The sequence below is a fragment of the Streptomyces sp. NPDC005374 genome (assembly GCF_042872225.1).
Classification (GTDB): Bacteria; Actinomycetota; Actinomycetes; order Streptomycetales; family Streptomycetaceae; genus Streptomyces.
The window spans coordinates 1-15,631 of the sequence record NZ_JBIAKA010000009.1 but is presented as its reverse complement, the minus strand read 5'-3'; the positions used below and the strand labels follow the sequence as shown (position 1 = coordinate 15,631).

Sequence of the window (15,631 nt, the reverse complement as noted above, 5' to 3'; positions counted from 1 at the left end):
CCGACCGAACCCCTTAGGCTGACCGTCGTGGCAGAACCAGTCGTACGGATCCCGGACGCGAAGGTCGCCCTCTCGACGGCCTCCGTCTACCCGGAGTCGACGGCGACGGCCTTCGAGATCGCCGCACGCCTCGGCTACGACGGCGTCGAGGTCATGGTGTGGACCGACCCCGTCAGCCAGGACATCGAGGCCCTGCGCCGCCTCTCCGACTACCACGGCATCCCGATACTCGCCGTGCACGCCCCCTGTCTGCTCATCACCCAGCGCGTGTGGTCGACGGACCCCTGGATCAAGCTCCAGCGAGCCCGCGCGGCCGCCGAGAAGCTGGGCGCGAGCACGGTCGTCGTACACCCGCCGTTCCGCTGGCAGCGCCAGTACGCCCGTGACTTCGTCAGCGGGATCTGGCGGATGGCGAACGAGACGGACGTACGGTTCGCCGTCGAGAACATGTACCCCTGGCGCTACCGCGACCGCGAGATGCTCGCCTACGCCCCCGACTGGGACGTCACCAAGGACGACTACCGGCACTTCACGATCGACCTCAGCCACGCGGCGACCTCCCGGACCGACGCGATGCAGATGGTCGACCGGATGGGAGACCGGCTCGGCCACGTCCACCTCGCCGACGGCAACGGTTCCGCGAAGGACGAGCACCTGGTGCCCGGCCGGGGCGGCCAGCCCTGCGCCGAGCTGCTGGAACGCCTCGCGCTGAGCGGCTTCGACGGCCATGTCGTCATCGAGGTCAACACCCGCCGCGCGATGTCCGGCGCCGAACGCGAGGCCGACCTCGCGGAGGCCCTGGCCTTCACCCGCCTCCACTTGGCCTCGCCGGTGAAGGTGCCACGACGATGAGGAGCCGCGACGGTGCGGCGGCGGCGAGGGACCACGACGGTTCCCAGGCTGTCGGCGGTCACGCTGATTCCCGGGCCGTCGGCGGCCACGCCGGTTCCCCCGCAGCGGCCGACGTCTCCGCCCGGAAGCGTGGCCGACCCCGTCGTACGGAATCGGACGCGGCCGGTACCCGCGACCGCATCCTCGGCGCGGCCCGCGAGGAGTTCTCCGAACGGGGTTACGAGAAGACGTCCGTGCGCGGCATCGCCAAGGCCGCCGGGGTCGACTCGGCCCTGGTCCACCACTACTTCGGCACCAAGGAGCAGGTGTTCGAGGCGGCCGTGGAGGTCGCCGCCGCGCCCGTGCTCGGTGGACCGGACGCCCTCGCCGAGGTTCCCGTGGAGGACGTCGGCGAGCGTCTCACCCGCTTCGTCTTCGGTATCTGGGAGAACCCGGCGACGCGCATGCCGATCCTGGCGATCGTGCGCTCCGCCGTGAACAACGAGACCGCTGCCACCGTCTTCCGCCGGCTCGTCGCCACCCAGCTGCTGCGCCGCATCGTCGACCAGCTCGACCTGCCGGACGCGGAGCTGCGGGCCGAACTGGCGGCCGCGCAACTCGTCGGGACGGCCATGCTCCGCTACGTGATCAAGGTGGAGCCGCTGGCGTCGGCGGACATCGAACAGATCATCGCGCGGGTGGCCCCGGTGGTGCAGGGTCATCTGACGGGGCTCTGACGGGTCACAGGTGGGGATCTGGCGGGGCGGTCCCGGAGCTTCGATCCCGAGACGGACATCCCGCATTCCGGACACTCCGTCCCGACCCCTGGATGACGGGCGTAGGCTCGTCACAAGTCAGAAGTCTCATACGACGGTCGTCTTCGAAGTGTCCGACGGCCGTCCGCGAAGGAGCGAGCGACGATGCCCGAGCTGAGGTCCCGCACAGTCACCCACGGCCGCAACATGGCGGGCGCACGCGCCCTTATGCGCGCCTCCGGTGTACCCGGTGCGGACATCGGCCGAAAGCCGATCATCGCGGTCGCCAACAGCTTCACGGAGTTCGTGCCCGGCCACACCCACCTCCAGCCGGTCGGCCGCATCGTCAGCGAGGCCATCACCGCCGCCGGAGGCATCCCGCGCGAGTTCAACACGATCGCCGTCGACGACGGCATCGCGATGGGCCACGGCGGCATGCTGTACTCCCTCCCCTCCCGCGACCTGATCGCGGACTCGGTGGAGTACATGGTCGAGGCCCACTGCGCCGACGCCCTGATCTGCATCTCCAACTGCGACAAGATCACCCCGGGCATGCTGAACGCCGCGCTGCGGCTCAACATCCCCACGGTCTTCGTCTCCGGCGGCCCGATGGAGTCCGGCCGCGCGACCCTCGTGGACGGCACGGTCCGCACCCTCGACCTGGTCGACGCGATGTCCGAGGCCGTGAACGAGAAGATCTCCGACGCGGACATGCTCCGTATCGAGGAGAACGCCTGCCCGACCTGCGGCAGCTGTTCCGGCATGTTCACCGCCAACTCGATGAACTGCCTGACCGAGGCCATCGGCCTCTCCCTCCCCGGCAACGGCTCGGTCCTCGCCACCCACACGGCCCGCAAGCAGCTGTACGTCGACGCGGCCGACACGGTCATGGACATCACCCGGCGCTACTACGAGCAGGACGACGAGACGGTCCTGCCGCGCAACGTCGCCACCATCGCCGCCTTCGAGAACGCGATGGCGCTGGACATCGCCATGGGCGGCTCCACCAACACGATCCTGCACCTGCTGGCGGCGGCCCAGGAGGCGGAGGTCCCCTTCGGCCTGGAGGAGATCAACGAGGTCTCGCGCCGCGTGCCGTGCCTCGCGAAGGTCGCCCCCAACGTCGCGAAGAACCGCACGTACTACATGGAGGACGTGCACCGCGCGGGCGGCATCCCGGCCCTGCTCGGCGAACTGCACCGCGCGGGCCTGCTGCGGGAGGACGTCCACTCGGTCCACAGCCCCTCCCTCGGGGACTGGCTCAAGACGTGGGACGTCCGCGGCGGCTCGCCCTCGCCCAAGGCGCTGGAACTGTGGCACGCGGCCCCGGGCTGCGTCCGCTCCGCCGAGGCCTTCTCCCAGTCGGAGCGCTGGGAGACCCTGGACGAGGACGCCGCCGAGGGCTGCATCCGCAGCGCCGAGCACGCGTACTCCAAGGACGGCGGTCTCGCCGTCCTCAAGGGCAACCTCGCGGTCGACGGCTGTGTCGTGAAGACGGCCGGCGTCGACGAGTCGATCTGGACGTTCGAGGGCCCGGCGGTCGTCTGCGAGTCGCAGGAGGAGGCCGTCCAGAAGATCCTCACCCAGCAGGTCAAGGAGGGCGACGTCGTCGTCATCCGCTACGAGGGCCCCAAGGGCGGCCCCGGCATGCAGGAGATGCTCTACCCGACCTCGTACCTGAAGGGCCGCGGCCTCGGCAAGGCGTGCGCCCTGATCACCGACGGCCGCTTCTCCGGCGGCACCTCCGGCCTGTCCATCGGGCACGCCTCCCCGGAAGCGGCGGCCGGCGGCACCATCGCCCTCGTCGAGAACGGCGACCGCATCCGCATCGACATCCCGGGGCGCACCATCGAGCTCCTGGTCGACGACGCCGAACTCGCGCGCCGAGAGGCGGCTCTGGGCGGCGTGTACGCCCCGAAGAACCGCGAGCGCAAGGTCTCGGCCGCGCTGCGCGCCTACGCGGCGATGGCCACGAGCGCGGACAAGGGCGCGGTCCGGGACGTGTCGAAGCTCGGCTGAACACGCTGACGCCTGGGGTCGCCTCCTCGGGGGCGGCCCTTTCGCGTTGCCCGGCGCGCTACCAGGCGGAGGGATCGCGGGCGTCCACGGCGAAGACGGTGCCGTCGGGGGCGGTGGCGTAGACGTGGTTGCCGGCGAGGACGGGTTTGGGCAGCGCGCCGGCGACCGTGCCGCTGTTCGAGCCGAGCCGCGCCGGGGTCTGCCCGACGAGGCGCCCCTTGGCGGAGTCGACGGCCAGCAGCCGTCCGTCGGCCGCGGTGAAGTACACATGGCGGGCGTCCGCGACCGGTACGGAACCACGGCTCACGGACGTCTCAAGAGTCCAGAGCCGCTTGTCCGACCCCGTGTCCACGGCATCCAGGGAGCCGTTCGTCCCCAGTAGATAGACCACGGTGCCTTGCACGGTGGCCTGGGCGTCGGAGCGGGCCACCGGGAGTTTCACCCGGTGCGAGGACTCGGTGGCAGGGGTGTAGCGAACGACGGCGTCCGTGTCGCCGTACACGTTGCTCGTGGACAGGAAGAAGACCGATCCGTCGTGCACGCCCACGGGGGTCAGGTTTCCGCTCAGCCGCGCGTCCCAGCGCACCGCTCCGGTCGCCGGGTCCACCGCGGTGACCCGGGTGCTCAACGAGTCGCTGGACAAGGTCGTCGTGTACGCCAGCGGATCCCCGGCGAACGAGACGAACGTCGGCATGGGCTGCCCCGGTATCCGCCCGCTCCACCCGGTGTCGCCTGTCGCGGCGTCCACGCCGGTGACCGTTCCGTCGAGGAGGGTCAACAGGAGCATTCCTCCCGCGGTCCGCATGGCGTTGTGCGCGGGCAGGGTCCGCTGCCAACGTGCCTTGCCCGAGGCGGGATCGAGTGCCTCCAGGCGTTGCCCCTCGTCCACCATGGGCTGTACGAGACCGCCCCCTGCCACCGGCGCCTTGCTCGGGCTCGACGCGGCGACGGAGTGCCGCCACAGCACGGTGCCGTCCGACGGGTTCAGGGCGAAGACCGTCCCTGGCCGCGCACAGAGCAACTGACGTGTTCCGAACGAGCACTGCACTTCACCCGTGCCCTTCGGCACCGGGTTCGCCTCCCAGCCGGCCGATCCAGGAGCGGTGGCCGTGGGCTCCTCGCCGCTCTTCGCGACGGCGTCGCCGCTGGTGCCGAGCCAACGGACGGAGGCGAGGGCGCCGGCCAGGACGAGCACGACGCCGACGGCGGCGAGGACGGCCTTCGCGGACGGACGTCTCCTGAGCCGTGACGCCGGCTTCCTCGGCCCCTGCTTCTGCTGCTGTTCCTGCTCTGTCACGTCACCCGTGCGCTGGGCCGGTATGAACGCCTGCGTGTCGTACGAGGCGGCGACCGACCGCAGTTCCCGCATCAACTCGTCCGGCGTGGGCCGGTCCTCGGGTTCCTTGGCGAGACACCGCATGATGACCGGCGCGAGATTCTCCGGTACACCCGTCAGATCCGGCTCGTCGTGTACGACCTGGTAGGCGACGACATAGGGACTGTCGGAGTCGAACGGCCCGCGCCCGGTCGCCGCATGCACCATCACCGAGCCCAGGGCGAAGATGTCGGCCGCGGGACCCACCTCCCTCGGCCGCCGGAACTGCTCCGGCGCCATGAACGGCGGCGTCCCGATCAACTTGCCGGTCTCGGTGCGAAGTTCGCTGTCCTTTGGCCGAGAAATGCCGAAGTCGATGACCTTGGGGCCGTCCTCGGCGAGCAGCACATTGCTCGGCTTCAGGTCCCGGTGGACCACCCCGACCCGATGGATGTCGCGCAGCGCCTCGGCGAGCCCGGCCATCAGCCGGCGCAACTCGGCGGGCGCCATGGGCCCGTTCCGCTTCACCTCGTCGGAGAGCGTCGACCCGGGGATGAACAGCGTGGCCATCCAGGGCCGTTCGGCATCGGGATCGGCGTCGACGACGGACGCCGTGAACGCCCCGCTCACCTTCCGAGCCGCGGCCACCTCCTGCCGGAAACGCCCTCTGAACTCGGGGTCCTTGGCGAACTCGGTGTGTACGACCTTCACCGCGAGCTTCATCCCCGAGGTACTGCGCGCGATGTGCACGACGCCCATCCCACCGGACCCGAGGCATGACTCCAGCCGGTAGTGACCGGCGTACTCGGGAAGTTCCGCTTCCGCGCCCGCTCCGGTGCTGCCCTGTGGCGCCATGGAACCACCCCCGTGCTGATCGTCCGCGCGCGCGACACACGGAGCCTATTCGATGACTCGTACGGGACAGAGGCGGCTTGCTAGTGTCCGCGTGCGAGTTACGTACATGTGTTTCATGGCGTGATTTAGGGGAATCAACGGGACCTCATGGCAGTCATGGGGACCAACGGGGGAGGATTTTCATGTCTGTTGACCGCGTGGAAGAGACCGGGGGCGTCGAGCATGCCGAGGCCCTGACGGCGGCGGCGTCGGTTCGCTACTACTCGATCGCGCCCGGAGTCCGGCTCAACGTCCGCAGCGGTCCCGGCACGAGCTACAGCATCGTGCGGGTACTGCCCGAGGGCGCCAAGGTGCCGATCTACTGCCAGACCCCGGGCACGTCGGTCACCGGTCCCTACGGCACCAGCAACATCTGGGACAACATCAGCAACAGCCAGTACATCTCTGACGCCTACGTACTCACCGGCAGCGACGGCTACGTCGCCGACCGCTGCTCCTGAGCCTCCCTGGAGAATCCTCATGACCTCCGTGAAGCGCAGATCCGTCATGCTCTTAGGCCTCGCCGGCGCCTTCCTCATGGTGGGCGCCGCCCACGCCGAGGCCGCCGTCCACTACTACGACGTCGCACCGGGCCTCCGACTGAACGTCCGCCGTGGTCCCGGAACGCAGTACGGCATCGTCCGTGTCCTGCCCGAGGGCGCGAAGGTGGCGATCTTCTGCCAGACGCCGGGTGAGACGGTGTCGGGCTACTACGGCACGTCGAACATCTGGGACAATATCGCCAACGGTGAGTTCGTCTCAGACACCTACGTGAAGACCGGCAGCGACGGCTACGTGGCCTCGAACTGCGGCTGATCCCCGAAGGGAGCCCGCCCCCGCCCCGGCGCCATAATCGTCCCGTGAGCGACGAATCCGGCACCCAGGACATCCCCGCGGGCTCCCCAGAGGGCGGCGGCTCCCCAGCGGGCGGCCCCCGCCCCGAACCGATCCGCTTCTTCGGCACGACCTGGGCGAACCACGACAACGGCTACGCCCTGCGCCGCGTCGGCGTGGCCGTCGGCTCCCTCGCCGCAGCCGTCGCCTCCTGCCTGGTCCTGCGCTTCGCCTACGAGGGCCTCCGGATCGCCGACACCGGCAGCTTCGTGACCGTCCTCGTCATCGCGATGTTCGCGATCTGCAGCGCGCTGGCGTTCCGCAACACCTGGGACGGTTTCGGCAAGCACCCCGACCCCGACCGCCAGGCCTCCCTCCGCGGCCTGCTGGCCATCGGCTTCGTCGGCTCCCTCCTCGCCTACTTCCTCCGCTCCCTCACCGAGGCGCCCGGCGAGAAGCTCCACCGCGAGGAGTACGAGGCGGCGCTGAAGCTGCACGAGAAGCGGAACTCCCGGCGCACCGGCAACCCTTCCAAGAAGAAGCGCCGCGGCTGAGGCGCCGGGAACCGCGGGCGAGGCGCGCTGCCCTTCAGCCCCTCCGCTTCTCACCGAAAACTCACCGCTTCCCGCCCCCCTCCCCGGCACCATGGCCCTATGACGGCCTCCTTCCACGCCACCCGCGCCCACTCCTTCAACGCCGCCGCAGCCCAGTACGCCGCCAACCGCCCCTCCTATCCGCCCGCCCTCCTCGACGCCGTTGAGGAACTCGCCGGTCGCCCCCTGGCCGGCGCCCGCGTCGCGGACATCGGCGCCGGTACGGGCATCGCGACCGCCCTGCTGCACGCTCGGGGCGCCGACGTCGTGGCCGTCGAACCCGGGGACGGCATGGCCGCGGAGTTCCGCCGCACGCACCCCGGTATCCCGGTCATCAGGGGCGACGGCAACGACCTCCCCCTCCTCGCGGACTCCGTCGACTTCGTGACCTACGCCCAGTCCTGGCACTGGACCGACCCCGCCCGCGCGGTCCCGGAAGCCCTCCGCGTACTGCGCGGGGGCGGTGCGCTCGCCCTGTGGTGGAACACCTACGCCCTCGACGTCCCGTGGATCGCCGGTCAGGTCGGCCGGGTCGCCGAGCACTTCAAGGCCTACGGCGCCCACCCGGCCGTCGAGGTGAACGGCGACGGAACCCGGTCCGCCCTGGCCGACCCGAGCGGCCGCCTGGACTTCGCGCGCCGCGTCGTCCGCTGGAGCCGCCGCGTCCCCGTCGACACCCACCTCGCCAACATCGGCAGCCACTCGATGTTCCTGGTGGCGGGTGAGGAACACGCGGACGCCTTCCTCACCGAGGAACGCCGGATCCTGCTGGAGCTCTTCCCGGACGGAACCGTCGAGGAGACCTACGACGTCGAGCTGATGGTGGCCACCACCGCCTGACCCCGTGCGGCGCCCCACCCCTCCAGAGCCGCCGCGCACGCGTGGTCCACATGCCTGAGCCCACCCAGCTCCAGTCGCACCTCACGGTCCCGCGGCAACGCCTCCAGCGCGTCCAGCAGCTTCGGCAGCCGCAGGAAGGTGGCATGCCCCAGTACCTGTACGACGATCCCCGCCTCCCCTCGGTCCTCGATCTCCACATGCACATGGCTGATGTCCCACGCGGTCTTGGCCACGGCCAGCGCCAGCCCCACCAGCACGCCCTCGAACAGGTTCCCGACGACGATGGCCGCGGCGGTCACCCCGAGCACGACCAGCTCGCCGCGGTGCCCCCGACACAGCGCCCGCATCTCCCGCACCGGCACGAGCCTGCACCCGGCGTGCACCAGCAGCGCTGCCAGTGCCGCCACCGGGATCAGTCCGAGCATCCCGGGCAGCACGACGGTGAAGACCAGCAGCCACACCCCGTGCAGCACCCGCGAGGCCTTGGTCCGCGCCCCCGCCTGCAGGTTCGCCGCGCTCCGCACGATGACGGCGGTCATGGGCAGCGCCCCCAGCAGCCCGCACACCGCGTTTCCCGCGCCCTGCGCCATCAGTTCCCGGTCGTAGTCCGTCCGCCGCCCCGTGTGCAGCCGGTCCACCGCCGCCGCACTGAACAGCGACTCCGCCGACGCGATCAACGCGAAGGCCACGACAGTCCCGATCACCCCCACTTCCGTCAGCCGCCCGAACTCCGCCGCCTGCGGCAGCCGTACGGCATCCACCAGTCCACGCACCTCGACCCGCCGCACCGACAGGCCGAGCACCCAGGTCACCACCGAAGCCAGCCCCACCGCCACCAACGGCGCCGGCACCAGCCGGGCCCCCCGCCGCCACCGAGGCCACAGCAGCACTACGGCAATAGTGGCAGCCCCCACTGACAACGCCCCCGGGTCCAGCCGCCCGGGCAACGACAGCAGTCCGCCGAGTTTGGCGAGCCCGCCCGCCGGCGCCGCCACATCACCGAGGGCGTACACCTGCGCGGCCACCAGCACGAGCCCGATCCCGGCGAGCATCCCCTGCACGACGGCCATGGACACGGCCCGGAACCACCGCCCGAGCCGCAGCGCCCCGAGCCCCAGCTGCACGAGACCGGCTCCGAGCACCAGCACCCCGAGCGCCTCGACGCCGTACCGATGGACGGCCTCGTAGACCAGCACGGTCAATCCCGCCGCCGGCCCGCTCACCTGAAGACTGCTGCCGGGCAGTGCACCGGCGACGAGGCCGCCGACGATCCCGGTGACCAGCCCCAGTTCGGCGGGCACGCCGGAGGCGATGGCGATGCCCACACACAGGGGCAGCGCCACGAGAAACACGACGAGAGACGCGAACAGATCGGTCTTGCCTACGCGACAGCGCATGAACGGAGCACCTCCGGTTGCGAACCGAACGGGAGATGCGTGGGCGTGCCGCACCGGGGGAGTGCGCGGCACTGAAATCCATTGTCGGTAACGGCAGTTGATCGCGCATCAAATTCTCCTGGTCGGCACAGGGAATCGGAGGCGCGCAACCGGATCACCCGCCTCCGATCACGCCACCGCGCGCCTGCGCCGTCGTGTGCACCCGGCTTGACGGGTCCCGTCGGCGAGAGCATTATTCATCGCATGATGAATAAAGTGCCCCGCCCACCCGACACCGGCGAAACCGGCACCGACGACAAGGCCGTCCACGCCGACGGCCTCACCGTCGTCCGAGGCCCCCGCACCGTCCTGCGCGACCTCGCCTTCGACGTCCCCCGCGGCCAGATCACCGGCCTCCTCGGCCCCTCGGGATGCGGCAAGTCCACACTGATGCGCTCGATCGTCGGCACCCAGGCCAAAGTCACCGGCACCCTCGACGTCCTCGGCCACCCCGCGGGACACGCCACCCTGCGCACCCGCATCGGCTACGTCACCCAGGCACCCTCCGTCTACGACGACCTGACCGTCCGCCAGAACCTCGACTACTTCGCCGCGATCCTCGACCCCGGCCGCGCAGCCGCCGACCGCCGCCGCTCCGACGTCACCCGGGCCATCACCGACGTCGACCTCACCACCCACGCCGACTCCCTCGCCGGCAACCTCTCCGGAGGCCAGCGCAGCCGCGTCTCCCTGGCAGTCGCCCTCCTCGGCGCCCCCGAACTCCTCGTCCTCGACGAACCCACCGTCGGCCTCGACCCCGTCCTGCGCCGCGATCTCTGGAACCTCTTCCACGACATCGCCGCCCGCCGCGGCGCCACCCTCCTCATCTCCTCCCACGTCATGGACGAGGCCGAGCGCTGCCACCGCCTCCTCCTCATGCGCCAGGGCGAGATCCTCGCCGACGACACCCCCGAGGCCCTCCGCACCCGCACGAACTCCGACACCGTCGAGGAGGCCTTCCTCCACCTCGTCGACCAGGCCACCGAGGCAAGCCGCACCAAGGAGCCCACGCGATGACCACGACGACCCCGACCCCCATCAGGCCCGCGCCCGCCCCCACCAGCGCCCTCAGCCTCTCCCGCACCACCGCCACCGCGGCCCGGGTCCTGCGCCAGCTCCGCCACGACCCACGCACCATCGCGATGCTGATCCTGATCCCCTGCGTGATGCTGCTCCTGCTGCGCTACGTCTTCGACGGCAGCCCGCGCACCTTCGACAGCATCGGCGCCTCCCTCCTCGGGATCTTCCCGCTCATCACGATGTTCCTGGTCACCTCCATCGCCACCCTGCGCGAACGCACCTCCGGCACCCTCGAACGCCTCCTCGCCATGCCGCTGGGCAAAGGCGACCTCATCGCCGGCTACGCCCTCGCCTTCGGAACCCTCGCGATCATCCAGTCCGCCCTCGCGACCGGCCTCGCCGTCTGGTTCCTCGGCCTCGACGTCACCGGCAGCCCCTGGCTCCTGCTGCTCGTCGCCCTCCTCGACGCCCTGCTCGGCACCGCCCTCGGCCTGTTCGTCTCGGCCTTCGCGGCCTCCGAATTCCAGGCCGTCCAGTTCATGCCGGCCGTGATCTTCCCCCAACTCCTCCTCTGCGGCCTCTTCACCCCCCGAGACAACATGCACCCCGTCCTGGAAGCCATCTCCGACGTCCTCCCCATGTCCTACGCCGTCGACGGCATGAACGAGGTCCTCAGGCACACGGACATGACAGCGACCTTCGTCCGGGACGCCCTGATCGTGGCGGGCTGCGCACTGCTGGTTCTGTGCCTGGGCGCGGCAACCGTCCGGCGCAGGACGGCTTAGAGCCGGTCGGGGTGGATTCCGCCCGCCCGACCCACGTCCCGCCCACCGGACATCCGACCGACCCCCGACGAACCGGTGCCAGACTGAACCGCATGAGTCAGAAAGTCGCAGTCCTCGGCACCGGCAAGATCGGCGAAGCCCTGCTCAGCGGAATGATCCGCGCCGGCTGGGCCCCGGCCGACCTCCTGGTCACCGCCCGCCGCCCAGAGCGAGCCGAGGAACTCCGCACCCGCTACGGAGTCGCCCCGGTCACCAACCCGGAAGCCGCCAAGGCCGCCGACACTCTGATCCTCACCGTCAAACCGCAGGACATGGGCACCCTCCTGGACGAACTCGCCCCGCACGTCCCCGCCGACCGCCTGGTCATCAGCGGCGCCGCCGGCATCCCCACCTCCTTCTTCGAGGAACGCCTCGCCAACGGCACCCCGGTCGTCCGCGTCATGACCAACACCCCCGCCCTGGTCGACGAGGCCATGTCCGTCATCTCCGCCGGCACCCACGCCACCGGCGACCACCTCGCTCACACCGAGGAGATCTTCGGCGCCGTCGGCAAGACGCTCCGCGTCCCCGAGTCCCAGCAGGACGCCTGCACCGCCCTCTCCGGCTCCGGACCGGCGTACTTCTTCTACCTGGTCGAAGCCATGACGGACGCCGGCATCCTGCTCGGCCTGCCCCGCGACAAGGCCCACGACCTGATCGTCCAGTCCGCGATCGGCGCCGCCACGATGCTCCGCGACAGCGGCGAACACCCGGTGAAGCTCCGCGAGAACGTCACGTCTCCCGCGGGCACCACCATCAACGCCATCCGCGAACTCGAGAACCACGGCGTACGCGCCGCCCTCATCGCCGCCCTCGAAGCCGCCCGCGACCGCAGCCGCGCACTGGCCTCCGGCCAGAAGGACTGACGCCCGCTCGGGGGCGGTCACCCCGCCGCGTCCACCACGTCCTTCGTGGCCACCACACGAGCGAAGCCGCCCCCGTGCAGCGAGACCGCCGACGCCTGCGCCAGCTCGTCCGCACTCCGCCGCCAGCCGAACGGGCCCTCCAGATCGAACGTGTGCGTCGCGTCATACGCGACCACCACCTCGTATCCCAGGTTCCCGCCCATCCGAGCCGTCGTCTCCACGCACATGTTGGTCTGGATCCCGGCCACCACGACCTGCGAGACCCCCTCCGCCTTCAGCCAGGCATCCAGGTCCGGCGTGCCGTAGAAGGCCGAGTTCACAGTCTTCGTGACCAGCAGCTCAGCGCCGCCAACCCCCTTCCCGCGCCGCCGCTCCACGTACTCCTTGAAGCCGTTCCCCTCGTACCCCGTCCGCAGCGGCGACCCGGGCTTCGGCGAGTCGTGCCGTACGAACACGACCGGCCGGCCCGTCGCCTGCCACACGTCGATGAGCGAAGCGATGTTGTCATCGGCGTCAGGGTTGTTGCGCGGTCCCCAGAAGTCGGCCTCGTCGAAGCCCTTCTGGACGTCCACGACCACCAGCGCTGCGTTCTCTGCGATCTCCATGCCGACGATCCTGCCGCCGGGCGCCCATCCCACCCAGAGGGTGAAAAGCCAGCGATCGATGGTTTACTGCCACCCGTGGAGAACCCTGGAGAGAAGCAGCGTGCATACCGCGTCGCTCTGGTCGCCTTCCCCGGCATCCGCGCCTTCGATGTCTCCGTCATCACCGAGGTCTGGGGCACCGACCGCGCCGATCGCGGAGCCCCCGCCTTCGAGCTGCGCCGAGTCGCCCCCGACACCGCACCTGTCTCCATGCGCGGTGGCCTCACCCTCCTTCCCGACCGCACCCTCAGCTGGCTGTCCCGCGCCGACCTCATCGTGATCCCCGGCCTCGACGACCACCTCACCTCCGCACCCACCCCCGTTCTCGAAGCCCTTCGCCGCGCGCACACCCGCGGCATCACCATCGCGGCCCTGTGCGGCGGCGCCTTCACCCTCGCCCAGGCCGGCCTCCTCACCGGTCGCCGCGCCATCACCCACTGGAACCTGATCGATCTCCTCCGCACACACCACCCCCAGGTCACCGTCGTCTCCGACGCCCTCTTCATCGAGGACGACAACATCTGGACCTCGGCTGGCACCGCGGCAGGCATCGACCTCTGCCTCCACCTCGTCCGTCAGGCCCACGGCGCCGAAGCCGCGGCCACCATCGCCCGCTCGATGGTCACCGCGCCCTTCCGCACCGGAACCCAGGCCCAGTTCATCGAGCACCCCACCCCGCGCGCCGACCGTGACTCCGACACCCTCGCCGCCGTACGCGAGCACGCCCTGCGCCGCCTCCACGAACCGCTCACGGTCGCCGAGCTGGCTGGCCACGCAGGGATGTCCGCCCGCAGCTTCGCCCGTCACTTCACCGCGGAGACCGGCACGACACCGCTTCGCTGGCTCCTCGACCAGCGCATCGCCGCAGCCCAGAAACTCCTCGAGCGCACCGACCTGCCGATGCCCGAGATCGCCCGCCGCGCCGGCTTCGGCAGCGAGGTCACGATGCGCCAGCACTTCGCAGCGCGCCTCGCCACCAGCCCACGTGCCTACCGAGCAGCGTTCAACGCGACACCACTGCCGACCCCGCCGGTATCCACAGCGACCGGATCGGAAGCAGCCGGCAGCAGCCCGATCGCGCGATAGGCGGCATCCACGGTCGGCCGGGCCATGGCCCTCGCCCTCTCCGCGCCATCCCGCAGCACCCCCTCCACATAGCCAGGATCCGCGCACAACTCCTTGTGCCTGTCCTGCACGGGCCTCAAGACCTCGACCACGGCCTCGGCGGTGTCCTTCTTCAAGGCGCCGTACGACTCATATACACCGCTCAGCTCCGATGGGTTCCCACCCGTGCAGGACGCGAGGATCTCCAGCAGGTTCGCCGGCCCGGGCCGGGCCTCCCGGTCGTACACGACCTCCCGCCCGCTGTCGGTCACGGCCCGCATGACCTTCCGCCGCACGACGTCCGGCTCGTCGAGCAGATAGACGATCCCCGGCCCGGAGTCGTCGGACTTCCCCATCTTCGAGGTCGGCTCCTGCAGATTCATGACCCGCGCGCCCACCTTGGGCACAGTGGCCCGTGGCACCACGAACGTGTATCCGTACCGCTGGTTGAACCGCACCGCCAGATCCCGCGTCAGCTCCACATGCTGAGCCTGGTCGTCCCCGACCGGCACCTCGTCGGCCCCGTACGCCAGGATGTCCGCCGCCATCAGCACGGGATAGGTGAGCAGCGACAGCCGCACACTCCCGCCTCGCGCCCGCTCCCGAGCGGCCTTCTCCTTGTACTGGATCATCCGCCGCATCTCGCCGTCCGTGGCCACGCACTCCAGCACGTACGACAGCCGAGCGTGCTCGTCCACATGACTCTGTACGAACACGGTGCACAGCTCGGGATCCAGTCCCGCCGCGAGCAGCAGCGTCGCGGCCTGCCGACTCAGCCGGCGCACCCGCGCCGGATCATGGTCGACGGTGAGGGCATGCAGGTCGACAATGCAGAACAGCGACTCCGCCCGGTGCTGGTCCTCCGCGACCCACTGCCGCATGGCTCCCAGGTAGTTCCCCAGCGTCAGATGCCCCGTCGGCTTGACCCCGCTGAAGACCCGCGTCATCTCTCCACCTCCTGGTCGAGACCGCCGCCCCGGCCGGCCGACCCTCAGGAGTCCTGGAGGTGGAAACAAGAACGGCCGCCGAGGCGGCGGCCGTTGAGTGCATACGTGACTCCGGCCGCCGTCAGGCGGCCCACCACTGCTGGGTGCACGTACGCGTTGTCATGCAGGCCAGCGTACGCCTGCAGGGGCCCGTCCGGCCTTGAGTTGACACTCCCCAGCCCGGTACGTAGTGTTCTCCGAGTTGTCCGACGTGAGCGCCGACTCCGGTCGGTCCCCGGACAGCCATTCCGCAAGACCAGCCAACAAACGACGACAGTCACTCTGTCTGCCGTCGCCGCATTGGCGTGCGTATTCGCGAAATGAGGAATCCACGTTCGAAAGAACGACGGTCCCCGATTAGCTCGGGAGCCGGGAATCCGCTAAAGTCTCACTCGTCGGAACGGCCCAACAGCCGGGAAGGCAAGCCCCCTCTGACTGGGAGTCAGGCCCGAAAGGATCTGATAGAGTCGGAGTCGCCGGAAAGGGAAACGCGGAAGCGGGAACCTGGAAAGCACCGAGGAAATCGGAGCCGGAAACGGTCTGATAGAGTCGGAAACGCAAGACCGAAGGGAAAAGCCCGGAGGAAAGCCCGAGAGGGTGAGTACAAAGGAAGCGTCCGTTCCTTGAGAACTCAACAGCGTGCCAAAAATCAACGCCAGATATGTTGATA

15 protein-coding genes are annotated in these 15,631 nt (G+C 70.1%); 11 read left to right on the top strand and 4 right to left on the bottom strand.

Annotated features, from left to right (window positions below; genetic code table 11):
• The first annotated feature begins 27 nt into the window (after positions 1-27).
• The 3 genes from ACFYRX_RS23230 to ilvD all read left to right on the top strand — a co-directional run bounded on the left by ACFYRX_RS23230 (position 28) and on the right by ilvD (position 3,605).
• Entirely contained in the window at positions 28-852 is an 825-nt protein-coding gene (locus tag ACFYRX_RS23230; protein WP_389102792.1) for a sugar phosphate isomerase/epimerase family protein, read from the top strand.
• Positions 849-1,568 carry a TetR family transcriptional regulator gene (locus ACFYRX_RS23225; protein WP_389102790.1) on the top strand — a complete coding sequence of 240 codons (720 nt, stop codon included), beginning with the start codon at positions 849-851 and terminating at the stop codon, positions 1,566-1,568. Before ACFYRX_RS23230 ends, ACFYRX_RS23225 begins: the two co-directional genes overlap by 4 nt.
• A gap of 183 nt (positions 1,569-1,751) precedes the next feature.
• Entirely contained in the window at positions 1,752-3,605 is a 1,854-nt protein-coding gene (gene ilvD / locus ACFYRX_RS23220) for a dihydroxy-acid dehydratase (protein ID WP_389102788.1), read from the top strand.
• 58 nt (positions 3,606-3,663) lie between these two features.
• Here the strand turns inward: ilvD and ACFYRX_RS23215 are convergent, their stop codons facing one another.
• Positions 3,664-5,775: a serine/threonine-protein kinase gene (locus ACFYRX_RS23215; RefSeq protein WP_389102786.1), complete on the bottom strand. Its 2,112-nt coding sequence runs from the start codon at positions 5,773-5,775 to the stop codon at positions 3,664-3,666.
• A 182-nt stretch (positions 5,776-5,957) separates the two neighbouring features.
• On the opposite strand from ACFYRX_RS23215, the gene ACFYRX_RS23210 reads away from it, so the two are divergent.
• The 4 genes from ACFYRX_RS23210 (at position 5,958) to ACFYRX_RS23195 (ending at position 8,081) form a co-directional block, all read left to right on the top strand.
• Entirely contained in the window at positions 5,958-6,275 is a 318-nt protein-coding gene (locus ACFYRX_RS23210) for an SH3 domain-containing protein (RefSeq protein WP_389102784.1), read from the top strand.
• Between the two features lie 46 nt (positions 6,276-6,321).
• Positions 6,322-6,630, top strand: coding sequence for a hypothetical protein (locus ACFYRX_RS23205; protein ID WP_389103668.1), 309 nt, complete (start codon positions 6,322-6,324; stop codon positions 6,628-6,630).
• Positions 6,631-6,674: 44 nt separating this feature from the next.
• The gene (locus ACFYRX_RS23200) at positions 6,675-7,202 is read left to right on the top strand and encodes an EamA/RhaT family transporter (RefSeq protein ID WP_389102782.1); all 528 of its coding nucleotides are present in this window, start codon (positions 6,675-6,677) and stop codon (positions 7,200-7,202) included.
• A 99-nt stretch (positions 7,203-7,301) separates the two neighbouring features.
• On the top strand, positions 7,302-8,081 hold the full coding sequence (locus ACFYRX_RS23195) for a class I SAM-dependent methyltransferase (RefSeq protein ID WP_389102780.1): 780 nt from the start codon (positions 7,302-7,304) through the stop codon (positions 8,079-8,081).
• Here the strand turns inward: ACFYRX_RS23195 and ACFYRX_RS23190 are convergent.
• Complete coding sequence (locus tag ACFYRX_RS23190; RefSeq protein WP_389102777.1) at positions 8,045-9,478, bottom strand: SulP family inorganic anion transporter; 1,434 nt, start codon at positions 9,476-9,478, stop codon at positions 8,045-8,047. The genes ACFYRX_RS23195 and ACFYRX_RS23190 overlap by 37 nt on opposite strands.
• Before the next feature lie 243 nt (positions 9,479-9,721).
• Between ACFYRX_RS23190 and ACFYRX_RS23185 the strand changes: the two genes are divergently transcribed.
• The 3 genes from ACFYRX_RS23185 (at position 9,722) to proC (ending at position 12,227) form a co-directional block, all read left to right on the top strand.
• Positions 9,722-10,534, top strand: a complete 813-nt coding sequence (locus tag ACFYRX_RS23185) for an ABC transporter ATP-binding protein (RefSeq protein WP_389102775.1) — start codon at positions 9,722-9,724, stop codon at positions 10,532-10,534.
• Positions 10,531-11,322 (top strand): ABC transporter permease, encoded by a 792-nt coding sequence (locus ACFYRX_RS23180; RefSeq protein ID WP_389102772.1) that lies wholly within the window; start codon positions 10,531-10,533, stop codon positions 11,320-11,322. The genes ACFYRX_RS23185 and ACFYRX_RS23180 overlap by 4 nt, the downstream gene beginning before the upstream one ends.
• A gap of 92 nt (positions 11,323-11,414) precedes the next feature.
• Complete coding sequence (proC, locus tag ACFYRX_RS23175; protein ID WP_389102770.1) at positions 11,415-12,227, top strand: pyrroline-5-carboxylate reductase; 813 nt, start codon at positions 11,415-11,417, stop codon at positions 12,225-12,227.
• Positions 12,228-12,244: 17 nt separating this feature from the next.
• Here proC and ACFYRX_RS23170 read toward each other — a convergent pair whose 3' ends face one another.
• Positions 12,245-12,832: a cysteine hydrolase family protein gene (locus ACFYRX_RS23170; protein ID WP_389102767.1), complete on the bottom strand. Its 588-nt coding sequence runs from the start codon at positions 12,830-12,832 to the stop codon at positions 12,245-12,247.
• Between the two features lie 75 nt (positions 12,833-12,907).
• On the opposite strand from ACFYRX_RS23170, the gene ACFYRX_RS23165 reads away from it, so the two are divergent.
• Positions 12,908-13,957: a GlxA family transcriptional regulator gene (locus ACFYRX_RS23165; protein WP_389102765.1), complete on the top strand. Its 1,050-nt coding sequence runs from the start codon at positions 12,908-12,910 to the stop codon at positions 13,955-13,957.
• Here ACFYRX_RS23165 and trpS read toward each other — a convergent pair.
• A complete protein-coding gene (trpS, locus tag ACFYRX_RS23160) occupies positions 13,861-14,922 on the bottom strand; it encodes a tryptophan--tRNA ligase (protein ID WP_389102763.1) in 1,062 nt (353 codons plus the stop codon). The genes ACFYRX_RS23165 and trpS overlap by 97 nt on opposite strands.
• Between the last annotated feature and the right edge of the window lie 709 nt (positions 14,923-15,631).